The following is a 22,424-nucleotide window of genomic DNA, read 5'->3' on the forward strand; positions in this document are numbered from 1 at the left end:
GGTGGATGACCTCCAGGGCGACTACCGCAGGGCCGGCTTCGGCGGGGACCTGGGTCGCGGATCACGTCGAGCTCTGCTCCTGGTCGACCTCGTCCGGGCCTACCTCGACCCGGCCTCACCGCTCTACGCCGGCGACACCGACCCACCGGCCCTGCGGGCCTGCGCCGCACTGCTCGACACCGCGCGCCGCCACGGCGTGCCGGTGATCCACACCCGGGTGGAACTGAGCCCGGGCGGGGCAGACGGTGGCCTCTTCGCCCGCAAGGTGCCCGCCCTGCGGGTCTTCGAACACGGCAGCGCGTTCGCCGACGCCCCGCCGAGCCTGGCCCCGGCGCCCGGCGAGACGGTGGTGACCAAGCAGTACGCCAGCGCCTTCTTCGGCACCAGCCTGGCCAGCACCCTGCGTGTCCTGGGGGTGGACGCCCTCGTCATCGGCGGCGCGTCGACCAGCGGCTGTGTCCGGGCCAGTGCGGTGGACGCCCTGCAGCACGGCTTCGTCCCCCTCGTCGTCGCCGAGGCATGCCTGGACCGCGACCCGCGACCGCACCAGGCCGCCCTGTTCGACCTCGGCGCCAAGTACGCCGAAGTGCTGGCTCTGGACGAAGCCACGGCGCTGCTCGGACCGGGAGGTTTGTGATGCGGGTCCTCGGCTACGCCCGACGGCGGGTGCTCTTCCTGCCCGTGGGGCTGCTCTCGGTCGTCGTGCTGGCCTTCCTCCTGGTCAACGCGTTGCCGGGCAACCCGGTCGGGGTCATCGCCGGGCCGGCCGCCGGCCCGGAGGAACTGGCCGAGATCGAGCGACGTCTCGGTCTGGACCGGCCACTGTGGGAGCGGTTCGTCGACTACCTCGGCGGCCTGGTCCGCGGCGACCTCGGATCGTCGTACTACACCGACCGGCCGATCCTGTCGGAGATCCTGCGCTTCGCCCCGGCCACCCTGGAGTTGGTGATCCTCTCGCTCATCGTGGCCGCGGTGCTCGGTGTGGGCCTGGGCACCCTGGGCGCCTACCACAAGGGCAGGCTGGCCGACCGGGGCTCCCGATTTGTGGTCACCACCTTCCAGTCGATCCCCGACTTCTTCCTCGCCCTCCTGTTGATCTACCTCTGCTTCTATCTCGCCGGGTGGGCTCCCGCCCCGGTCGGCCGGCTCGGTCTGATGGACGAGCCGCCGCCGGCGGTGACCGGGGCACTGCTGGTCGACTCGCTGATCGCCGGTGACATGACGGTGTTCCGTTCGGCGGTGGCGCACTCGATGCTGCCGGTGCTGACCCTGGGCATCTACTACTCGGCGTACTTCGCCCGCAGCACCTACGCCTCGCTGGTGCTCGCCCTGGAGTCCAAGCAGGTCGAATTCGCCCGGGCCTGCGGTCTGCCCGAGCGGACCGTGCTGGCCTACGCCTTCCGTCAGGCCCGCACCCCGATCCTCACCTACGGCGGCATCCTGCTGGCCGCTCTGCTCGGCGGTGCGGCGATCATCGAGACGATCTTCTCGTGGGGTGGCTTCGGGGAGTGGGCGATCGACTCCATCCTCCAGCTCGACATGCCGGCCGTGCAGGGCTTCATCCTCGCCGCCGGCCTGGGAACCCTGTTGGCCTTCACCGCACTGGACATCCTGGTCGCGGTGCTCGATCCGAGGGTGCGCTATGACTGAAACCTTGGCCGCCGATCCCACCACGGTCACCGCGCCGAAGGGCCGCAAGCCCCGCCGTGGTCGTCGCCGCCTGCGCCTGTGGGTGCCCAGCGGCATCCTCGCCGGCATGCTGGCGGCGGCCTACCTCGCGCCGCTGCCCTACGACCCGGCCGAGCCGCTGCCCGACACCCTCGCCGCACCCGACGGCGAGCACTGGATGGGCACCGACAAGTTCGGCATCGACGTCTTCAGCCGCCTGGTGGCCTCGGCCGGAGTGGACATCCCGCTGGCCCTCGCCGGCATGCTGATCTCGCTGGTGGTCGGCGTACTGCTCGGGCTGGCCGCCCTGCACCGAGGGCCGTGGGGAGAGCGCGTGGTCCGCGCGCTGGACGTCTTCCAGGCCTTCCCCCTGCTGGTCCTGGCCATCGCACTGGTCGCCCTGATGGGCAACAACATCGAGAACGTCGTGGTGGCCATCGCCATCATCAACGTCCCCCGGTTCGTCCGTCTGGTCCGCAGCGAAGGGCTGACCATCCGGGAGAGCCGCTACGTCGAGGCCGCCCACGCCATCGGCGCGACCGGGCCGCGGGTCATGTTCCGTCACGTGCTGCCGAACATGACCGGCATCATCCTGGCCCAGGCGTCGCTGGCGGTGGCCCACTCGATCGTGGTGATCGCCTCGCTGTCCTTCCTCGGCATCGGCATCAACGCCGCCGACGCCAGCTGGGGAGCGATGATCCAGACAGGAGCGCAGAACATGACGACCGGCCAGTGGTGGGTATCGGTCTTCCCCGGACTCGCCATCTTCCTGACCGTGCTCTGTTTCAACGCCATCAGCGACGAGCTGCAGGACTCCTTCGGACGGGCGAGGCAGCGATGAGCGCCCCCCGCCAGGCGCTGAGCCGCCCCACCAACACCGGCCAGGGCGCGGACCGGGAGCCCCGCCTGCTGGAGGTCAGCGGCCTCACCACACGCTTCGACACCCCCGACGGGCTGGTACACGCGGTCAACGGCGTCGACTTCCACGTCGACCGGGCCGAGATCGTCGGTGTGGTCGGCGAAAGCGGATGCGGCAAGTCGGTGACGATCCGGTCGATTCTCGGCCTGGTCCGTCCCCCGGGGCGGGTGGTCGAGGGCACCGCCCGATTCAACGGGGTCGACCTGCTCGGTCTGCGTGCGGCCGAACTGCGCCGGCTGCGCGGCGCCGAGATCGGCTTCATCGCGCAGAACCCGTTCAGCGCGCTGAATCCGGTGATGCGCATCCACCGGCAGTTCGCCAACATCCTCGCTGCGCACGGCATCCGCTCCGACGCCATCGCCCGGGACCGGGCCCGCGACGCGCTGGCCGACGTCGGCATCGCGGGCCCGGACCGGGTCCTCGACGGTTACGCCCACCAGCTCAGCGGCGGGATGGCCCAGCGCGTCGTCATCGCCATGGCCATGCTGCTCAACCCGGCCTTCGTCATCGCCGACGAGCCGACCACGGGCCTCGACCTGACCGTGCAACGGCAGATCCTCGACCTCATCCGGGGCCTGGTCCAGCAGCACGGCCGTTCGATGCTGCTGGTCACCCACGACCTCGGCGTGGTGGCCCAGTACTGCGACCGGGTGGTCGTGATGTATGCCGGCAAGGTGATCGAGCACGGCTCGGTCCGTGACGTGCTCACCAGCCCGCAGCACCCGTACACGCAGGCGCTGGTCCGGGCCGTTCCCCGGCCGGGCCATCCGTTGGTGCACCTCACCGGGAGGCTGCCGGATCTCGTCGACTATCCGGCCGGCTGCCCCTTCCAGGCCCGCTGCCCGCACGCCTTCGAGCCCTGCGGGCAGGTGTTCCCGGAGCCGACGACCTCTGCGTCGGGCCGGACGTACTGGTGTCACCTGTCGCAGGAGAGGGAGGCCGCTCGGTGAGCCTGCTGGAGCTGACCAACGTCAGCAAGGAGTTCTCCGTCGGCGGGACCACCACGGTCTACGCCCTCGACGACGTGTCGCTGACCGTGAACGCCGGCGAGACACTGGCCGTCATCGGCGAGAGCGGGTCGGGCAAGTCGACGTTGGGCCGGCTGGCCCTACGCCTGATCGAGCCGACCCGGGGCTCGGTGCACTTCCAGGGCACCGACATGCTCGCGCTGCCCGCAGCCGGACTGCGCCAGCTGCGCGCCAAGGCGCAGATCATCTTTCAGGAACCGTTCGAGTCGCTGAACCCGCGTATGCGGGTGGCCGACATCGTCGGCGAGCCACTCGCCATCCACCAGCCGAAGACCCCGGCGGCCGACCGCCGGAGCCGGGTCGCCAGGGTCATCGACCAGGTGGGGCTGGCACCCGAGATGGCCCGCCGATTTCCCGGTGAACTCAGCGGGGGACAGCAGCAACGGGTCGGCATCGCGCGGGCCATCGTCACCGAGCCCTCCCTGATCGTCCTCGACGAACCCACCTCCTCGCTCGACCTGTCGGTCCGCGCCCAGATCCTGCAACTCCTGGCCGACCTGCAGACCGAACTCGGCATGGGGTATCTGTTCATCTCCCATGACATCCACACCGTTCGCTACGTCAGTGACCGGATCGCGGTCATGTACCGGGGACGGGTGGTGGAGACCGGCCCGTCGGAGCGGGTGTTCGCCGACCCGCAGCACCCCTACACGCGCGCTCTGCTGGCCGCAGCGCTGCCCGTCGACCCCGACCAGGAGCTGCCGCCGGCCCGCCTGGTCGGCGACCCGGTGAGCCCGACGGAGAAGGTGAGCGGCTGCGTCCTCTACGGTCGGTGCCCGGTCGGCGAGGACCGGTGTGTACAAAACGAGGTGCGCCTGACCCCCTTCGACGCCGACCGCGCGGTGGCCTGCATCAAGCCGGGCGCACCCGGGAGCTGACCGGGCCCGGAGGCCCGTCCAGCCTCCGGGCCACCGGGCCCTGAGGCTGGACCGCGGCCGGAACGGCGCGCCCCGAGCGCTCAGAGATCCGGGTTGTCGGACATGGCGTCCAGCAGCACTCGCCGGGCGGCCAGCACGTGCGCGCGCATCGTGCTCGACGCCCATTCGGCGTCGCGGGCGCGGAGGGCTGCCACCAGGTCACGGTGGTGGGCCATGCTGCGGGCCAGCGCTTCCGGGGTGTAGAGGCGGAACGCCCGAACCACGAGGGGGACCTCCACCACCGCCGAGAGCAGGGAGGTCAGTCGAGGGCTGTCGGCAGCGCCGATGACCAGACCGTGCAGTTCGGCGTTGAGGTCGGCGATGTCGTCCAGATCCTGCGGGGTCATCCGCTGCGCCCGCTGATCCATCTCGTCGCAGAGCAGGCTCAGCCTCGGCAGGCAGTCGGCGTCGATGCGCTGGGCGGCCAGGGCCGCGCCGTAGCTCTCCAGCCGGGCCCGGATCTCGTAGGTGTCCTCCAGATCGCTGAGCGACCACTCGGCCACCCGGGCCCCCCGGTTGGGCTGGAAGACGACCAGGCCCTCGGCGGTGAGCCGGCGCAGGGCCTCCCGGATCGGGGTCCGGCTCACCCCGAACTGCGAGGACAACTCCACCTCGCCCAGCCGCTCCCCCGGGCGGATGGATCCGTTCAGGATCGCGCTCCGCAACGCCTCGTAGGCGTCCTGCCCGGCATTGGTCACCCGTGCCTCCGTGGTCTGAAGCGATGTCGCGACCGGTACCTTGCCGACCGCCTGCCGCTCTGAGATTGTATACAGATGATGGTGCGCGTGGTGGAAGTGTCCCCCCGGGACGGGTTGCAGAACGAGTCCGAGGTCCTCCCGACAGCGAGCAAGATCGAGCTGATCCGGCGCTGCGTCGAGGCCGGAGCGCGGCGGGTCGAGGCGGTGTCGTTCGTCCGCGCCGACCGGGTGCCCCAGATGGCCGACGCGGAAGCCGTCATGGCCGAGGTGCCGCGCCGCAGCGACGTATCGTACATCGGTCTGGTGCTCAACCGACGCGGGCTCGACCGTGCCCTCGCCGCCGGGGTGGACGAGGTGAACTGCGTCGTGGTCGCCACCGAGACGTTCAGCCAGCGAAACCAGGGCGCCTCGGTCGACACCATGGTCCAGGCCTGGTCCGACATTGCCGCAGCCGCCCACGCCGCAGGCCGTCGGGCCAGCGTCACCGTCGCTGCGGCGTTCGGCTGCCCTTTCGAGGGCGACGTCGCCCCGTCGACGGTCGGTGAGCTCGTCGCCCGGCTCGCCGAGGGCGAGCCGGACGAGATCGCTCTGGCCGACACCATCGGTGTGGGAGTGCCCGCCCAGGTGCGGCACCTGGTGGCCGCAGCCGGCGCGGCCGCGCCGGGCGTACCGCTGCGCCTGCACCTGCATGACACCCGCAACACCGCAATCGCCAACGCTCTGGCTGCTGTCGAGGCCGGCGTGAGCGTGCTCGACGCGAGCGTCGGCGGCATCGGTGGCTGCCCCTTCGCCCCGGCGGCCACCGGCAACGTCGCCACGGAGGACCTGGTCTACGCCCTGCACCGCTCCGGCCACCAGACCGGCCTCGACCCGCGTGCGGTGATCGAGACGGCGGCCTGGATCGGTGACCGGCTCGGCAAGGCCAGCCTGCCGGGTGCCCTCGGCCGGGCCGGCTGGTTCCCGGACGAGCCGGCCTGAGGTCATCGGGACCGGCTGTGGGCCGGCCCGCCCTTCACTACTCGACGCGGTCGCCGGGCGAGCGCTGTTCCGCTGGAAGTTCGACCAGGTGGACGAGGTCTTCATCCCGGCGCAGGTGCCGCCCGCACCTGTCGCCGTCGATGCGATTACGGATGAAGCGACCACCCCGGCTGCCCACGGCGCCGGGGCGGAAAGTCAGCCGGGCCGAACCCCACGCCCCGCCCCGCGCGTCACACTGCGTCAGTGGGGTGAACCGGTGACGAGTCCCGAGGTCGACCGGGGTAGGTCCAAGGCCACTTCACCGAGAAGTGAGGAGCATGGGAGATCCACGTGTGAAGAGTCTAGGTACCGTCGACGGGGTGGCGGCCGGCTGATTCGCCAGGCCCCTTGAGCCGGGAGCGGCGTGGCCTGTCGCTTCGGTCTCTCGGGCAACTCGCTCACCGGAGCAAGAGCCATATCCACAAGTTGGAGGCAGGGCTCGAAGCTCCGACGGTCGACACAGCCCGCCACCTGGACCGGATCCCTGACGCCGGGGGAGTGCTCGCTCGGCTGGTCGATGCGCCGATCGACCATGCGGTCGAGGCAGGCGAGTTGCGGGCGAGAGTCGCCGCCACTGATGTCAGCAACGCCCTGCTCGAACGGATCGAGCAGGGCGTCGACGACCTCGCCAGCTCCTATCCGACGATGGCCCCGGCGGATCTGTTGCCGTTGGTGCGACGACACCTCTCCTATGTGGTGCGGTTGCTGCACTGACGGGTAACAGTTGCTCAACAGCGTCGGCTGTTGGTTGCCGGCGGTTGGTTGGCGGTGCTGCGGGCCACGGTTCACATCGACCTGCGGCAGCGAAATGCTGCGGCTGCCCAGCTGCGAGCTGCTCGTGACCTTGATTGGCGGCGAACTTGCCGCAGGTGGCGCGGGCGGTACTGGCCGATCTGGATCCGCGCGGTGACGGGGGAGCGCGGCCTCGACCTCGGACTTGCTCTCGTCGCCGCCGGTCAGCCGGACGAAGCGGTTGCGCTCGGGGCGCAGGCCGTGGCATCCGGGCGAGTGGTGCCGTCGAACTGGTGCCGACAGCTCACACCGAAGCGGTCGGCGTTGGTTCCGCGACCCGGGCCTGCGGGCGTCGGTCAGGTGCCGACGCGGCGTGTCTCGTAGGCCCACATCACGATCTCGACGCGGTTGCGGGCGTTGAGCTTGCGCATCAGGGCGGCGATGTGGGTCTTGACGGTGCTGAGGCTGATGGACAGCTCATCGCCGATCTCGCTGTTGGTCCGCCCGCGAGCGGCAGCAAGCAGGACCTGTTCCTCGCGAGCGGTCAGCGGCTCGACAGGCTCAGGTGGCACCGAGCGCGGGCGGCTGTTCGCGAAGGAGGACAGGAGCCTCGCGGTGATGTTCGGTGCGATCAGGGCGTCGCCCCGGGCCGCGGCATGGACGGCCTGGGTGAGCATCTCGGCGCCGGCGTCCTTGAGGAGGAAGCCGCGGGCGCCTGCCTTGAGCGCGCCGTAGACGTACTCGTCGAGGTCGAAGGTGGTGATGACGACGACGGCCAGAGGATCGGCGACGTCGGCCCCGGCGAGCCGGCGGGTGGCTTCGATCCCGTCGACCTCGGGCATGCGGATGTCCAGCAGGCACACATCGGGACGCAGCGAACGGGCCATGGAGATCGCCCGGCGGCCGTCGGCGGCGTCGCCGACGACGGCGATGCCCGGTTGGGCGTTCAGGATCATGCAGAGCCCTGCCCTGACGATGTCCTGGTCGTCAGCGACCAGCACGCGGATGGTCATGACGTGCGCGCTGTCCGAGGCAGCGAGGCGTCGACGCTCCAGCCGCCGTCCGCGGCAGGTCCCGCCCGGAGGGTGCCGCCGAGCAGGCTCGCCCGCTCGGCCATGCCGCGCAGCCCGTAGCCGGCGTGCGAAGAGCTGGTCGTGGTCGCCTCGCCGTCATCGCGTACCCGCAGGTGCACCTGGTCGCGGGATGCGGTGACGTCGACGGTGACTCCGGTGGCGCCGCGGGCGTGGCGGGTCGCGTTGGTGACCGCCTCGGCGGCGATCAGGTAGAGGGCGGTGCCGACCGCCGGCTCAACGGCCTCGGCGTCACCGGAGACCTGCACGCGGACGCCCAGCACCTCGCCGCCGGGACGAGCGAGTCGCTCGATGTCCGCCACTCCTCGCCGAGGGGTGAGATCGGCGTCCGTACCGTCGCGCAGCACGCCCACGAGGGCTCGCATCTCCCTGAGCGTCCGGGACGCCTCTTCCTCGATGGTGACCAGGGTGGCCAGCGCGCGCTCCGGATCTGCGGCGGCCAGCGCGCGACCTGCCTGTGCCTGGACGGCGATGGCCGAGACGTGATGGCCGACCGTGTCGTGCAGCTCGCGGGCGAGTTCGTTGCGCTGGTGGAGCCGGACCTGCTCGACGTCGCGCTCGTGGCTTCTGGTGCGGTAGCGCACTGCCGCTCCGAGCGCGGCAGAGCACAGGAAGAAGCCGTAACCGGCGACCTTCTCCGCGGGCGAGGTCGACTCCGCGACGAGGGTGACGGGTAGCCAGATGAGGATGATGCCGAGTCCGAGGGCAGCCTCACGACCTGCTCCCCAGCGCAGCAGGGCGTAGGGCAACACGAGCAGCCCTGCGATGCCCAGCAGACCGGTGGCGTCGATGACCGCGATCCTCGCGATGTCGAAGAGGAGAACGGCTCCGAAGGCAACGCTTACCGCGGCCAGCGGTCGCGTGCGTCGATACAGCAGGCACGCCGCGACCACGACGCTGACACCGACCAGCAGCGGCGCCCATGCCCTGTCGTCGCGCAGCAGCATCTCGACGACCGAGATCACGACAAGAGCCGAGGACAGCGCCCAGTCCCGCCACAGACGCACCGGCGCACCTGTGGGGCGGGGCTCAGCCCAGATCCCAGCAAGCATGCTTCCCCCTTTTCCGAGAACGTAAGGGGGCCGCCCCTCGGGCGGATCAGCCGAAAGTACGGCGAGTTTCCCGCGCCCGGGGCCAGGACAGCCCGAGCCCGCAAGCGGATGTGACGCCCGCCGACGCTGGTCAGTGTGGAGACATCGAGTGAGCCGACCCGGCTGACGCCAGCAGACAGGAGACGTGATGACCAGAACCGACAGACGGGCCGGTGCGCTCCAGGAAGCGCACCTCCCGGTCCAGGCGAAGCTCGCCGCGGCCTGGGCCAGCTTCATGTTCCTCTACATCTACGTCGACTACCTCGCCCTGTACAAGCCCGGCTTCATCGACGACACCCTGGCCGGCGCCGTGCACGAGTTCGACACGGGCCCGACCTTCGTCGCCCTCGCGCTCACACTCATGGCCGTCCCGATCCTCATGATCCTGCTCTCCACGACGCTCCCCGCCCGTGTCAACCGCGCCACCAACCTCGTCGTGGCAACGCTCTACATCCCCGTCACGGCGTACAACGCGGACGGCGAGTCCTGGGCCTACCTCTACTTCTACGGCTTCTCCATCGGGCTCGAACTGCTGCTCCTGGCCTTCATCCTGCGCGCCGCATGGACCTGGCCCCGGGCCATTCGAGCCACCGCCGGCCGCGACCTCGCCGACGTGGCGGGGAATTCTGCCGTCACCGCCGGTTAGGCAGGGGGAACCAACGGGCAGGTCCAGGTCCCTTAATGAGGTATGGGCTTGCTTCGCAGAGCGGAACCCGCCGGCTACGAGGACTTCGTCGCCAGCCGGTACCGCGAGATCGTCCGCTTCGGCGCGCTGCTGACCGGTGACGGCCGGCTGGGCGAGGACCTCGCCCAGGAGGGTCTGATCGCGGCCTACCGGTCGTGGCACCGGTTGGGCGTGCCGGAGGGGCGGCCGGAGGCGTACGTCCGGCAGTGATGGTCCGGGCCACGATGCGGGCCAGGCGCCGGCGCTGGCGCGACGAGGCGCCGACCGGGGAGCTGCCGGACGCGTCCCGTGGTGGGTTCGCGGATCAGTCGGATCTCAGCGTGCAGGTGCTCGCCAGTCTGCGCCGGTTGCCTGCCGACCAGCGGGTGGTGCTGGTGCTGCGGTTCTGGGCCGACGCCTCCGAGGCCGAGGTGGCGCAGACCCTCGGCGTTGCGGTGGGAACGGTCAAGAGCCGCACGTCCCGTGCCCTGGCGGCGTTGCGCGCCAGCGGCCTGTTCGTCGAATCTGCCAAGGAGACGCCGTGAATACCACCCACGTCAGCGAGCTGCTCGACCGCGCGGCCGCCTCCGTGACGCCGGCCGAGACTGATCCCGCCACCCGGCTGGTCCGCCTCGGACGGCGTAGCGTGCAGCGCCGCCGCCGTGCCTGGGGATCCGCTGGGTCCGTCGCCGTCGCCGTCGCGGCCGCGGCCGTCGTGGCCCTGCCCCAGCTAGGTGCGCCCCCGAAGGGGGTCCGAGGCCGCCGGGGCCACGGTGAGCCTGGGTGGCCTGTCGGTCGCCGTCCCGGAGGGCTGGCGCACGAGCGAGGTCCGACCTTTGACCCCTGCACCGCCGAGCCGCGCATCGTCTACCTCGTGGCGGGGTGGGGTCCCCAGGCCACGAGACCGACGGCTGGCCCGCCCGGGGCCTGCAACTCTGAAGGCCAGGCGTGGATAGCTGTCGTGCACCAGGGCGTCGCTCCGCTCGTCAACCCGAACCGGCTGGTGGTCAAGGATGGGCAGCTGCTCCAAGTCGAGCAGTCCGACCAGCACGTGCTCCCGTCCGTCTGGACCTACCGTGCTTTCAGCAACGAGATTCAGGCGACGACGGCCTTCATCTCCGGGGACGACAAGAGCCGCGAGCAGCTGCTCAAGCGCGTCACCTGGCCCGCCGGCCCGCCGGCCCCGGCCTCCGGCGGGAGACCTCGCCCACGTCGCGGATCGCGCGACCGGAATCGAGCACCAGCGCTGCGGCCGGGCGGCACAACTCCTCGGGGTACGTGCGAGAGGCGTAGTGATTCGTGCGCCGACCATTCCTCGACGGTCGATGGTCAGCGGGTCCGTCCCAGTTTGACGCGCGCCTCGGTTGGGAAGTTTCGCGGACACCTCGATGAAGGAGGGTGTATGGAGACGTCCGCTAGCGTCGGACGCAGTTGTCAACAGCCGACAAGGCCATGCGTGGCGGCGCCTGCTGCAGCGCCGACGCCGAGGGGGCGAGCCTGATGGCCCGCGTCGGTCGCTACGGGATCCCAAGGTTCGTGTGGACCCTGATCTGGATCGTCGTCTGCATCTTGATCGTCATACTTCTGGCCCTGCTCATTCACAACTTCGGAGGCGCCTCTCTGTCGCTCAAGCTCGGCCACTTCTACCTGAACGTCGGCGTCAACTGACCTGACACCGCGTCGACACTCCGTCGTCGGTATCGCCCGGGCAGTGCTGGCCATCGCCTTCGGTGACGGCTAGCACTGCCTGACGTGCCACGCGGCATCGGCGCGGCCGATCGTTGTTTGTCGTCTACCGTGCTCGCTGGGGTCGGTTGCTGTGGCCGGCTGGATCTGTTCGGTTGTATCGATCATCTGTATATTGCTGGCGTGACCATGCGGGAACCCACCTTCCTGACCCTCGCCGCGTTGGCCGGTCCGCCGTTGCACGGATACGGCGTGATGCGCCAGGTGGCGATCCTGTCCAAGGGACGCGTGAAGCTGAGCGCCGGCACGCTGTACGCGGCGTTGGACCGCTTGACCGCCGAAGGGCTGATCGCCATCGACCGCGAGGAGACGGTCGATGGTCGGGCGCGGCGCTACTACCGGCTGACCGAACAGGGCGGTGCCGCACTGCGGCAGGAGACTGCCCGGCTACGCAGCAATGCAGAGATCGCCGTCAACCGTCTCGCCGGGTGGACATCGCGGCCCGGTCTCCTTCCGTCCTGATCCCTCTGATCAGCAGTGCTCACGTATCGGCAAGGAGTGCAGATGCCAGAACCAGGCGCTCGGGCGAGGCTCACCTGCCGCTACCGACGGTTGCTGCTGACGTACCCGCGGTCCTACCGACGCCGACGCGGCGCCGAGATCGTGACGACACTGCTGGACGCCGCTCCAGTCGACAGGACCTGGCCGACCCGCGCCGAGGTCGTCGACCTGCTCACCGGTGGTCTCCGATTCCGATTCCGGGTGTGGGGTGCAGCCGGAATAGTCGGCGTGATCTGCGCTGCCACAGTCACGGCCGTGGCGCTCGGCGCGCTCGGCGGCTATCTGGGTTGGCAGACCGCGCAACCCTTGCCGAGCAACTCCGACGCGCTGCGAATGGTTGAGCCGGCGTTACCGCCGGGGATGTCGGCTGTGCCGCAACGGTGGGACTTCATCTACGACGACAACCCCGACTACACCGATCCGCGATGGGTGTACCTGATAGGCGGAACCGACGAGTACCGGGCGGGGAAGGTCTTCTTCCAGTTCACCTACCCCAACGACAGGCCGGTGCGCCAGTTGGTTGACGGGGCAGAGCAACGCATGCGGGCGGCCGGTTGGCGGCCAGCCAAAACGGATCTGTCCGGTTGCTGCCCGGAGTCAGCGGTCTATCGGGATGGGTGGCTGGTGGAGGTTTTCTCTGAGGGCGCCCTCGACGAATCCCACTATGGGTTGCAAGTAGCCGTCAGCCGTACGACGCCCGTCGCCGTGCTCCCACTGACCACGGCTGGGCTACTCGCCGGCGCTGCCGCCGGTTGGTTGATGGCGGCCTGGGCGTTCCGGCGGATCAAGGAAGCCACTCCAACGCGGCGGGCCCTCACGGTAGTCGTAGCCGGCGCAGGACTGCTCGCCCTTCTCCCCGCTACTGCGCTGAGCGCCCTGGCGCTGGTCGCCAGCTACTTTGCCCCGCACCAGCCAGCAGGACCGGCCTGGATCGGGTATACGTTCATGCTCTTCCGGCCGCTGGCCTACCTCGGCGCGGCTGCCGTCGTCGGCGGGCTGCTGATCACCGCAGTGCCTGGCCACAGGCGCCGGCGAGGGCTGGCCGGCTGAGCGAAGCCGCGGCCACCCGCCAGGCACTGCCGTGATGCTCGCCCTCGCCCGGTCCGCCCCACCAGAAGGCCCGGCAGTCCAGACCCATGCGCGTTGCCCTCGGTGACCTGGTCCCGGGCGTCGGGAGCGAAGTGGGAGAGGAACGTGTCGATCTCGTCGCGGCCAGGGTGCTGGAAGGGGTAGTCGGTGGAGAAGATCCGACGGTCGACCCGGTCACGGTCAGCGCGTGCTGCAGGAGCGCCGGGTTCAGCATCCCCGACGTCGTGATCCAGATGTTCGTCCGGATGTAGTCGGAGACCGGCTGTCCCAGCCCCTCGGCCGCGGCGAAGAAGTCCTCGTACACCGGGTCGTCCAGCAACAGGTCGCCGGACCGTCCGTAGACCATCGTGCCGACGTGCCCCTCCGCCGCCGCGCGCTCCGGCTCGGGCACGACCCGGTCCGGAGCCGACATCGGCAGCTCGACATCGCGCGCAGCCGACGTGGGTGACGGCTCACGGCCTCGGCGGCCGTCTCGTTCGCTATCCGGCTGAGCCGTACCGCGTCGTCGGGTGCCAGCGACTGGGTGCCGGGCGGTGTCAGCGCGAGCACGAACGGGAGACTGTCGTCGCTGCCCTGAACAGCGGCGGTCAGCGCGGGCGTGATCCAGTGCTCTTCGATCGCGATCAAGTTGCCTATCACCACCCATCCTCCCTCTGCCCGGTACTGGTGCGTCGGCCTCCTCACCCGGCCGAGAAGGCATGACGTCGATGAACGTGATGACGAAGGCCTCCCGGTTGTGGAGTGGAGCTGTCCAGCAACCGCTCCGGCAACCGGGAGGCCTTCTCTCAGCTCGTGGGGCCGGACGCCGCCCCGCCGAGGGTCACCTTGAGGACTCTCTCGTTGCTGTTGTTCGGGGTGCTGTCCTTGTCCCCGCCGGTGCTCGTGGTCAGCCACAGATTGCCGTCGAGGGTCGGTTCGACGGTGCGCAGCCGGAAGTACGTCCCGACGAAGTACTGCTGGACGTTGGTGAGCGTGTCGCCGCTGATCTCCGCACGGTACATCCGGTTGCCACGCAGGCAGGCGATGTAGAGCACGTCCCGGACGATCGCGATGCCGCTGCACGAGGCCTCGGCCACCGGGTACGTCCGGATCGGGGCCCTGAAGCTCGGGTTGGCGCAGTCGCCGGAGGTGCCTTCGCAGGCGGGCCAGCCGTAGTTGCCGCCCTTGACGATGATGTTGGTCTCGTCCATGACGTTGTTGCCGAACTCCTGCTCGAAGAGCCGGCCCTGGGAGTCGAAGGCGAGTCCCTGCGGGTTGCGGTGGCCGTAGCTCCACACGTGGTTGCCGAAGGGGTTGTCCGCCGGCACCGTGCCGTCGGGGTTGAGCCGCAGCACCTTGCCGCCGAGATTGTTGGTGTCCTGGGCCACGTCGGGGTTCTGTCCGTCGCCGGTGGCGGCGTAGAGCTTGCCGTCGGGGCCGAAGCGCAGCCGGCCGCCGTTGTGGTACTTGTTGCGCGGGATCCCGGTGACGAGCACCTGCCTGGTGCCGGTCTGCAGCGTGCCGTCGTAGCGGATGCGCACGATCCGGTTGTCGGTCGTGGTGGTGTGGTAGATGTACAGCCAGCGGTCGGTGGTGAAGGTGGCCGAGACGGCCAGCCCGAGCACGCCGCCCTCGCCGCTGGTGCCGGCCACGTTCGGCACGGTGCCGATGCTGCGTTTGTCGGTGCCGTCCGGGTTCATGGCGACGATGTCGAACAGGTCGCGCCGGCCGTAGAGGACCGTGCCGTCGGGCAGTTGCACAAGGCCCCAGGGCAGGTCCTTCTCGGTGGTGACCACCGTGGCGCCGCACACCGGGCTCGTGCACCCCGTGCCGGTGTGCGCGGTGACCGCGGCGCTCGTCCCCGAGACATTGCCCTGGGCGTCGCGGGCGGTCACCGTGTACCGGTAGTCGGTGTCGGGCGTCAGCCCGGTGTCGGTGAACGTGGTCGCCGGTGGGTTTCCGCCGGTGCCGGTGGTGGAGCCGACGGCCGTACCGTTGCGCAGGATCGTGTAGCCGGTGACCGCGACGTTGTCGGTGGAGGCCGACCAGGTGAGGGTCACGGCCGTGCCGTTCACCGTCGCGGCCAGGTTGGTCGGCGTGCTGGGCGGAGTCGTGTCCTGCTGGCAGAACGGCGGGGTGACCGAGAGCGTGGAGCTGGCCTGCGAGACGTTGCCGGCGGCGTCGCGGGCGTTGACGTACCAGCCCCAGGTGACACCCTGCACGACGCTGAGCGTGGCGGTCAGCGTCCGTCCCGAGACCGAGGTGACGAGCTGGCCGTCGTGGTAGATGTCGTAGAAGGCGACGCCGACGTTGTCCCGGGACGCGTACCAGGAAAGCGTGACGGACTGGCAGGTCAGCCGGCTGCTGCGCAGGCCGGTCGGCCGGGTGGGCGGGCTGGTGTCGGCGGCGAGCCGGGCCGCCGGCCGGCTGCCGGCCGCCGGCGCGGCCGCCGCGGCGTTTGCGGGTACGCCGGTCAGGACGGTGCCGGCGCAGATCAGCAGGGCGAGCGGTACGCGGTGTCGGAGCTGGTGAGGATTGGTCCGCACGGGTGCTTTCCTTCCCGGGGTTCTTGGTCAGTACGGGTAGCCGGGGACGTTGAGCCGGATGCTGTACAGGCCGGAGTCGTTCGTCCGGCCGGAGGTGATGTAGAGGGTCTGCCGGTCGGGTCCGCCGAACGCCACGTTCGTGGTGCCGGCGCCGCCGGAGCGGATCGTGCCGAGCTGCGCGCCTGAGGGCGAGTAGACGTGGATCAGCCCGTCCGAGCCGGACGCCCAGTACACGTTGCCGGCGCAGTCGACGGTGACGCCGTCGGGACCGCCGAGGTAGTTGACGAAGACGCTGCGGGCGCCGGTGCTGCCGTCGGGCTGGACGACGTACTTGTAGATCTTGTTCTCGGAGTAGGCACCCACATAGAGGGTGCCGCCGTCCGGCGAGAGCGCGATGCCGTTGGGTTGCCGCAGCCGGTCGTCCACCAGTGAAACCTGGCCGCCGGAGACGCGGAAGACACTGGTACGTCCGCTCATCTGGTCGGGTCGGTTGCCGCGCTGGAAGTTGGGGTCGGTGAAGTAGACGACGCCGTCGGAGCGGACCGTGACGTCGTTCGGTGAGTTGAATGCCCGGCCCTGGTAGTCGGCGGCGACGGTGCTGCGGGTCCGGTCGCCCAGCCGGTACGCGGAGACGTTCCGCTGGTCGTGGGTGGCGGCGATGATCTGCTGGCCGTCGGGGCTGAGTGCCAGGCCGTTGCTGCCGGAGTCGGCGATGAAGGTGTCGAAGGTCGAAGGCGGGGTGAACCGGCGGATCGTGGAGGGCTGCACGTTGTACGGCCCGGTGCCCGCGGCCATGTCGGACATCAGCAGGTAGCCGCCGTCGGCGATCCAGACCGGTCCTTCGAGGAACGAGAACCCGCCCTGGATCTTCGTCGCGGACACGGAGCCGGCCGGCAGCGGCGGGCCGTACCCGGTGCCGCCCGGGCAGACCCCGGGGGGCGCGCCGGGCGGCCCGGCGAGCGGGTAGGTGTGAACGTTCACATGAGCGGCGCGCCGAGGTGCCGGGGGCGCGGCGCCGGCGGGGCCTGGTGCGGTGGTGAGCGCGAGGCACAGGCCGGTGAGTGCGGCGATGGTTGGACGCCAGGTCATCGGGTACTCCAATCGGGGTCGGTGAATGCGAGGCCCGTGGCTGCCTGGACCGGCCCCGGCTGCCGACACCTGCAATTGATTGGTATCGATGTATTCGGATGCAGCTTAGGCGAGGAAGCGGCGCCCCGCATCAGTTCCCCACGATCGCCTTCGGCGCATGCCCCGAAAGGCGGCCGATGACGTGACCGGGTTGAGCGCGGACAGCCCGTACACCTTCTGCCGATGTTCGACATGACCCGCGCGTCTACTCACGGTTCCGTCCCGGTGTCGTACTGCTCCCGCCGCCGGGCTCCTACCCGAGCTTGCTGTCCGCGCGGGCGGCGGCGAGAGCGGCTGCCATCCGGGTCAGGCGTGCGCCCTGGAAGCAGGCCGTCTCGAGGACAGCTCTGGCGTACTCGGGATCCCGGCTGGCGCGGCTCTCCACCTGGCTGACGCCGTACGGGTTTCCGCCGGCGACGTGAGCGGTGTCGTAGTTCAGGTAGCCCGTAGGCAGGATGATCGACCCCCAGTGGTGGAAGGTCTGGTAGAGGCTGAGCAGAGTCGCCTCCTGGCCGCCGTGTTCCTCGTAGCTGGCGGTGAAACCGGTCGCCGGCTTGTCGGCCAGTTCCTCCGCCTGCCATGGGCCGGTCGTGGTGTCGAGAAACTGGCGCAGCTGAGAGCAGATGTTCCCGAAACGGGTCGGCGTGCCGAAGGCGTACCCGTTGGCCCACCGGAGGTCGTCCAGGGTGGCGACCGGAATGTCGCCAGTGGCGTCGAGGTGGGCTCGCCACTGCGGCTTGGCATCAATGACGTGCTCCGGCGCCAACTCTGCCACCCGGCGCAGGCGGACCTCCGCGCCGGCGTCCGCGGCTCCGTCGACAAATGCCTGCGCGAGCCGGTGCACGGTGCCGGTGGCGGAGTAGTAGATGACGGCGATCCTGGCATCGGTATGCATGCTGCCTCCTGGGTCGGCTCGGTACTCGGTCAACCGTGCCGAGCAGGCTTACCGTTCGCTGACCACCCCCTTACCGACGCCGCTGAACGGCTGTTCGTCGAGGTCGAGCTGTGCGCCGCGGCTCATCTCGGCAGCGAGTTCGTCGCTGCCGAGCGCCTCCCGGAGGCGGGCGGTGATGCGCTGGACGTCGTGTTGCTCGCCGGGAGGCAGCGGCGCGCCGGCGGCCTCGCGCAGCGTCCGTGCCGCGGCGAGCAGCCGCGCGGCGGGCCGACTGTCACCGCCGAGGCTGATGGCCCCGGCCAGGCCCTCGAGAGCCAGGGCGACCGCCCGTTGATCACCGGTGGCGCGCGCCGCGTCGAGCGACTCACGGTGGTGGCGCTCGGCGAGGACAGCATCACCGCGGTGCTCCGCGATGAACCCCAACTCGGCCAGCGCGAGCGCGCAGCCCGGCAGGAAGCCGGCACGGCGGTTCCAGTCGAGCAGGTCCCGCTGCCGGGTCTCGGCGGCGTCGAGGTCGCCCCGCCGTCGCGCGATCATTGCCAGGCCCGTGCCGGCGAAGGCGACGGCGGAGGAGCTCGACTGTTCCTGGGCCACCTGTAGCGCGCGGTCGTGACTGACGACGGCCTCGTCGAGGTCGCCTCTCAAAATGGCGAGCCGGCCGATGCATGCCAGCTGCCGGGACACCGACGTCCACAGCCGCAGGTGTTCGGCGATGCGCAACGCCTCCCGGTAGCGCGTGGCGGCGCGATCGTAGTCGCCGTGGATCTCGGCCAGGGTTCCCAACAGGCTCGTCGGATGTACTTGGCCCCAGCGGTCGCCCAGTTGCTCGAACAGCGCCCGGCTGGTCTCGCAGTCACGCTGCGCCGCGGGCAGGTCGCTGCGGAGTACGAGCGCGAGGTCCGCTCGGATGGCGCAGGCGGCAGCGATGCCCCACCGGTCCCCGCCGGCGCGGAACGCCGCCAGCGCCGCGTCGACCAGGACGGCCGCCGCGCCCGGATCTCCGGAGCCGAGCATCATGGAAGCGAACAGCCACTGCGCGAACGCCTTCTCCGGCCCCTCGTGGTCCTGGTAGCTCTCCAGGATCCGCTGCCGGGGAGCGGTCGGATCGCCGTCCCGGGTGGCGAGAGCGGTCAGCCACATCTCCGCGTGTCGCCGCAGGCCGTCCGGTGCGACGTCGACCTCGCTCCTCGGGACGATGTCCAGCGCCGTTCGCAGTGACCGGCTCACCTCTCCGAACCGACCCCGGAGCAGCCGGTACCAGGACAACGAGGTGGCGAGCGCCAGGCCCACGCGGGCCTGACCGTCAGTGGCGGCGACGTCGAGCGCCGCCCGGAGGTTCGCGTTCTCGGCGTCGAGCTCGCGTAGCGCGCTGCTCTGATCGTGACCACGTAGCCGCCCGGCGGCCTGCTCGGCGAGACGGGCGAAACACGTGACGTAACGGCGACGAGTTGCGGGCAGCTCGGCGGCGCTGTCGAGCTGTTCCAGACCGTAGGCAGCCACCGTCTCCGGCAGCCGAAAGCGTCGCGGACTCTCACCGTGCCGCACCATGACCAGCGACCGGTCGATCAGGCGTGCCAGCACATCAAGGACCTCGTCCGCTGCCACCTGGCCGCCAGCGCACACCTGCTCGGCGGCGGCCAGGGTGGCGCCGTCGGCGAAGACCGCGAGCCGGCGCAGCACCGCGCGTTCGGGAGGCGCCAGCAACTCCCAACTCCAGTCGATCACGGCGCGAAGTCCCTGCTGACGCGGGGGCGCGGTGCGCCGGCCGGATGACAGCAGCCGGAAGCGATCGTCGAGCCGTGCCGCCAGCTCGTCCGGGTCGAGAACGGCCAGACGGGACGCGGCCAGTTCCAGCGCCAGCGGTACGCCGTCGAGCCGCCGGCAGATGACGGCGACCGCGTCCGTGTTCCGCTGATCGACGGTGAACCCCGGCTCGGTGGCGCGGGCGCGGGCTACGAAGAGCCGAACCGCCGGAGCCTCGGCGATCTGCCGCGCGCCGGCTCCGGGCTCCGGCAGGGCCAGCGGCGGCACCGGAATGACGACTTCGCCGGGGATCCCGAGCGGTTCGCGGCTCGTCGCCAGGATGCGCAGGTCGGCCGCGGCGCCGAGAAGTTTCTCGGTCAGTTGAGCGACTGACGCCACCACGTGTTCGCAGTTGTCGAGCAGCAACAGCATCCGCCGACCTCGCAGCGCGGCGACCAGCCGGTCCATCGGCTCGCGGGGTGGTCGATCACCGGGCAGGCCGGGCGGACTGTCGTCTCGGATCTCGAGCGTCGCCGCCACCATGTCGACGATCTCGGTGCAGGTCGCGTGGTCGCCGCTGTACGGCCGGCCGGCCAGCTCGACGAGCCACACTCCAGCGGGGAACGTGTCACCCAGCACCCGGGCGGCCTCGATCGCCAACCTGCTCTTTCCCACCCCACCCAGACCGGTCAGGGTCACCAGCCGCTCGTTCGTCAGCCGCTCCCGTACCGCCTCGACGGCCGCGTCGCGCCCGATCAGTCCGCCGTACGGACCCGGCGACAGAGGCGCCGGCAGGTTGGTTCGGGCCGGAGCCGACGCCGGTGCCGGCGGCTGGAGGGCGGGATCCTGGCGCAGGATCGCCCCGTGCAGCTCGACCAACTCTCTGCCGGGATCGACACCGAGTTCGTCGCGCGCCTGCCGACGGAACTGCTCGTAGGCGAACAGCGCCTCATGCTGCCGTCCCGAGCCGTACAGGGCGCGCAGGTGCGCGGCCCGTAGTCGCTCACGCCACGGGTGGCCTGCGACCAGGTCGGTCAGTTCCCCGGCGAGCAGGTGGTGCTGGCCAAGATCGAGCCGGGCCTCGGCCAGTTCCTCCAGCGCGGTCAGGCGCTGGTCGTTGAGCCGATCGACCGCCTGGCGGACGAATCGCTCGTCACTGAAGTCGGCGTACGGGGAACCGCGCCACAGCGACAGAGCCTCCGTCAGCGTCGCCGCCCGCACAGCGGGCTCCCGCTGCGCGCCCGAACGTAGCAACAGAGCGGCGAAGCGACCGGCGTCGACCGATTCCGACGACGTCCGCAGCCGGTAGCCGGCCTCACCGGACTCGACCAGCGCACGGCCACCCGCCTCGCCCGCCTCCAGGGCACGCCGCAACTGCGACACCTTGGTCTGGAGCGCCCCGAGCGCGTTGCCCGGCGCCTCGTCACCCCAGAGATCTTCGATCAGCCGGTCGGCGGTCACCGGGCGCCCCTCGTGAACCAGCAGGTCAGCCAGCAGACCACGCACTTTGAGGCCGGGCACGGCGACAGGTGTGCCGTCCGACGTCCACACCGCAACGTCGCCCAGCACTCCGAACCTCATCGCTTCACACTAGCCAGCCGGCTGTCCCGCCCCGCGAAGGTCCGCCGGCCGTCGCTCTGCTCGACGGGAAGCGACGCGGGGTCACCGACGCGTACGTCAGCCGGCCATCAGCCGACGGTAAGGAGCCCCGGGAAGGCTGAACCGAGCCGACACCGGAGGAACGACATGGATCAGCTACAGCGGCGCCGAGCCGCTCGCCGCGACAGGCAACTCGCACCGGGGCGGGTGGCCACACCCTGGCTCGCCCTGCTGGCCGGTCCGCTGTCGTTCGGGATTGCCGCACCGGCACTGCTGCTCGACGACCTGGCGCGCGCGACGGGTGGTGGGGAACAGGCCGCGGCCGCCGGTGTGACCGCCTTCGGCTGGGGGATCGCGTTGGGGACGCCGCTGTTGGCGGCGCTGCTCGCCCGTCGCGGCGTACGAGCGGCCCTGACCGTCGCGTCCGCGCTGGTGGCAGCGGGGACGCTCATCCTCGTGCTGATCCCGAGCGTGTCGGCGATGGTGGCCGGTGCGGCGGTGCAGGGACTGGGGTCTGCCGGCCTCACCGTGACCGCGATGAAACTGGCCGACTCGGCCCGGCAGATGGGCGTGGTCGCCGCGTCGCTGGCGGTCGTCGGGGCCACCGGTCCGCTGACCGGCGCACTGATCGCCGACCTCTCCTCGTGGCAGGCGGCGCTGGCGTTGCCGCTGCTGGCGGTGCTCGCCGTGCCCGCGACTCGCCGCGGCACCACCGCACCGGACGCGGCGCCGGCGCCGTTCGACTTCTTCGGGATGACCATCCTGGCCATGCTGGTCACCGCAGCCGTCCTCATTCCGCACCGGCCGCTGGTGGCCGGCCCGGCCACCGTCGTGCTGCTGCCTCTGCTGGTGGCCTGGACCAAGGTCCGCCCGGACGGCTTCCTGCCTGCTGCGGTGGCACGGAACGGCCGGTTCCTCGCGGCGTGCGCGCTGGCCTTCGCGCTGGGAGCGGGGAACTTCGCTCTGCTCTACGCCGCGCCGGACCTGCTGCGACAGCACGCGGGATGGGCAGGCACCCAGAGCGGGCTCGTGCTGCTGGCGCCGTACCTGATCGGCGGCATCTGCTCCGGGTTCCTGGTCGCGGCATCCGTGCGAGTGCCACGCCGCGTCGCGGTCGCCATGTTGCTCCTCACCGGCGCCGCCGCGCTGCTGCTGGCGACGGTCACCACCGCTGTACCGCTGCTGCTTGCGGCGATGACGCTCGGTTCCTTGGCCGCCGCGACCGGCCAAGGCGTACTCGCCCTGCACGCGGCCGGCGTCGTATCCGGCTCCCACCGGGCCGAAGCACTGGGTCTGTTCAACCTCGCCTACCTGCTCAGCGTCGCGATCGGACCAGCCATCGCCGTGGCGCTCTCCCATCCGACCGCCTGATC

General features: G+C 70.7%; 21 protein-coding genes and 1 pseudogene. 14 read left to right on the forward strand and 8 right to left on the reverse strand.

What is annotated here, in order from left to right:
* Position 1: 1 nt before the first annotated feature.
* The 5 genes from HA073_RS21000 to HA073_RS21020 are packed head-to-tail and all read left to right on the forward strand — an operon-like array spanning position 2 to position 4,493.
* Complete coding sequence (locus HA073_RS21000) at positions 2-637, forward strand: isochorismatase family protein (RefSeq protein WP_043330441.1); 636 nt, start codon at positions 2-4, stop codon at positions 635-637.
* Entirely contained in the window at positions 637-1,650 is a 1,014-nt protein-coding gene (locus HA073_RS21005) for an ABC transporter permease (RefSeq protein WP_166457110.1), read from the forward strand. The genes HA073_RS21000 and HA073_RS21005 overlap by 1 nt, the downstream gene beginning before the upstream one ends.
* A complete protein-coding gene (locus tag HA073_RS21010; protein WP_073827217.1) occupies positions 1,643-2,509 on the forward strand; it encodes an ABC transporter permease in 867 nt (288 codons plus the stop codon). Before HA073_RS21005 ends, HA073_RS21010 begins: the two co-directional genes overlap by 8 nt.
* A complete protein-coding gene (locus HA073_RS21015; RefSeq protein WP_104114752.1) occupies positions 2,506-3,537 on the forward strand; it encodes an ABC transporter ATP-binding protein in 1,032 nt (343 codons plus the stop codon). The genes HA073_RS21010 and HA073_RS21015 overlap by 4 nt, the downstream gene beginning before the upstream one ends.
* Entirely contained in the window at positions 3,534-4,493 is a 960-nt protein-coding gene (locus HA073_RS21020; protein WP_043325397.1) for an ABC transporter ATP-binding protein, read from the forward strand. The genes HA073_RS21015 and HA073_RS21020 overlap by 4 nt, the downstream gene beginning before the upstream one ends.
* 80 nt (positions 4,494-4,573) lie before the next feature.
* Here the strand turns inward: HA073_RS21020 and HA073_RS21025 are convergent, their stop codons facing one another.
* Complete coding sequence (locus HA073_RS21025) at positions 4,574-5,230, reverse strand: GntR family transcriptional regulator (RefSeq protein ID WP_043325395.1); 657 nt, start codon at positions 5,228-5,230, stop codon at positions 4,574-4,576.
* 78 nt (positions 5,231-5,308) lie between these two features.
* On the opposite strand from HA073_RS21025, the gene HA073_RS21030 reads away from it, so the two are divergent.
* Complete coding sequence (locus tag HA073_RS21030) at positions 5,309-6,208, forward strand: hydroxymethylglutaryl-CoA lyase (protein WP_240925884.1); 900 nt, start codon at positions 5,309-5,311, stop codon at positions 6,206-6,208.
* Positions 6,209-6,595: 387 nt separating this feature from the next.
* Positions 6,596-7,279, forward strand: a pseudogene (locus HA073_RS21035) (multiprotein-bridging factor 1 family protein); the annotation flags it as partial.
* 56 nt (positions 7,280-7,335) lie between these two features.
* Here the strand turns inward: HA073_RS21035 and HA073_RS21040 are convergent.
* On the reverse strand, positions 7,336-7,992 hold the full coding sequence (locus HA073_RS21040) for a response regulator transcription factor (protein WP_043325390.1): 657 nt from the start codon (positions 7,990-7,992) through the stop codon (positions 7,336-7,338).
* Positions 7,989-9,077: a histidine kinase gene (locus HA073_RS21045; protein ID WP_309228049.1), complete on the reverse strand. Its 1,089-nt coding sequence runs from the start codon at positions 9,075-9,077 to the stop codon at positions 7,989-7,991. The genes HA073_RS21040 and HA073_RS21045 overlap by 4 nt, the downstream gene beginning before the upstream one ends.
* Positions 9,078-9,309: 232 nt before the next feature.
* On the opposite strand from HA073_RS21045, the gene HA073_RS21050 reads away from it, so the two are divergent.
* The 6 genes from HA073_RS21050 to HA073_RS21075 all read left to right on the forward strand — a co-directional run bounded on the left by HA073_RS21050 (position 9,310) and on the right by HA073_RS21075 (position 13,122).
* Positions 9,310-9,807, forward strand: coding sequence for a DUF6326 family protein (locus HA073_RS21050; RefSeq protein WP_166457112.1), 498 nt, complete (start codon positions 9,310-9,312; stop codon positions 9,805-9,807).
* A gap of 48 nt (positions 9,808-9,855) precedes the next feature.
* Entirely contained in the window at positions 9,856-10,056 is a 201-nt protein-coding gene (locus tag HA073_RS21055; protein ID WP_158629855.1) for a sigma factor, read from the forward strand.
* 14 nt (positions 10,057-10,070) lie between these two features.
* Positions 10,071-10,370 (forward strand): sigma factor-like helix-turn-helix DNA-binding protein, encoded by a 300-nt coding sequence (locus HA073_RS21060; protein WP_158629854.1) that lies wholly within the window; start codon positions 10,071-10,073, stop codon positions 10,368-10,370.
* An 886-nt stretch (positions 10,371-11,256) separates the two neighbouring features.
* Positions 11,257-11,493, forward strand: coding sequence for a hypothetical protein (locus HA073_RS21065; protein WP_124778790.1), 237 nt, complete (start codon positions 11,257-11,259; stop codon positions 11,491-11,493).
* 207 nt (positions 11,494-11,700) lie between these two features.
* A complete protein-coding gene (locus HA073_RS21070) occupies positions 11,701-12,033 on the forward strand; it encodes a PadR family transcriptional regulator (protein WP_043330437.1) in 333 nt (110 codons plus the stop codon).
* A 141-nt stretch (positions 12,034-12,174) separates the two neighbouring features.
* Positions 12,175-13,122 carry a hypothetical protein gene (locus tag HA073_RS21075; RefSeq protein ID WP_043325384.1) on the forward strand — a complete coding sequence of 316 codons (948 nt, stop codon included), beginning with the start codon at positions 12,175-12,177 and terminating at the stop codon, positions 13,120-13,122.
* Here HA073_RS21075 and HA073_RS21080 read toward each other — a convergent pair.
* The 5 genes from HA073_RS21080 to HA073_RS21100 form a co-directional block, all read right to left on the reverse strand.
* On the reverse strand, positions 13,076-13,552 hold the full coding sequence (locus tag HA073_RS21080) for a hypothetical protein (protein ID WP_199744082.1): 477 nt from the start codon (positions 13,550-13,552) through the stop codon (positions 13,076-13,078). The genes HA073_RS21075 and HA073_RS21080 overlap by 47 nt on opposite strands.
* Positions 13,553-13,946: 394 nt before the next feature.
* Positions 13,947-15,686 carry a PQQ-dependent sugar dehydrogenase gene (locus HA073_RS21085; RefSeq protein ID WP_166457113.1) on the reverse strand — a complete coding sequence of 580 codons (1,740 nt, stop codon included), beginning with the start codon at positions 15,684-15,686 and terminating at the stop codon, positions 13,947-13,949.
* A 27-nt stretch (positions 15,687-15,713) separates the two neighbouring features.
* On the reverse strand, positions 15,714-16,775 hold the full coding sequence (locus tag HA073_RS21090; RefSeq protein WP_166457114.1) for an SMP-30/gluconolactonase/LRE family protein: 1,062 nt from the start codon (positions 16,773-16,775) through the stop codon (positions 15,714-15,716).
* 292 nt (positions 16,776-17,067) lie between these two features.
* Positions 17,068-17,709, reverse strand: a complete 642-nt coding sequence (wrbA, locus tag HA073_RS21095; protein ID WP_064447314.1) for an NAD(P)H:quinone oxidoreductase — start codon at positions 17,707-17,709, stop codon at positions 17,068-17,070.
* 48 nt (positions 17,710-17,757) lie between these two features.
* Complete coding sequence (locus HA073_RS21100; protein ID WP_205798036.1) at positions 17,758-21,033, reverse strand: BTAD domain-containing putative transcriptional regulator; 3,276 nt, start codon at positions 21,031-21,033, stop codon at positions 17,758-17,760.
* A gap of 165 nt (positions 21,034-21,198) precedes the next feature.
* On the opposite strand from HA073_RS21100, the gene HA073_RS21105 reads away from it, so the two are divergent.
* Positions 21,199-22,422, forward strand: a complete 1,224-nt coding sequence (locus HA073_RS21105; protein ID WP_166457115.1) for an MFS transporter — start codon at positions 21,199-21,201, stop codon at positions 22,420-22,422.
* The last annotated feature ends 2 nt before the right edge of the window (positions 22,423-22,424 follow it).

It is taken from the genome of Micromonospora sp. CMU55-4 (assembly GCF_011602315.1).
In the GTDB taxonomy this organism is placed as follows: domain Bacteria; phylum Actinomycetota; class Actinomycetes; order Mycobacteriales; family Micromonosporaceae; genus Micromonospora; species Micromonospora chalcea.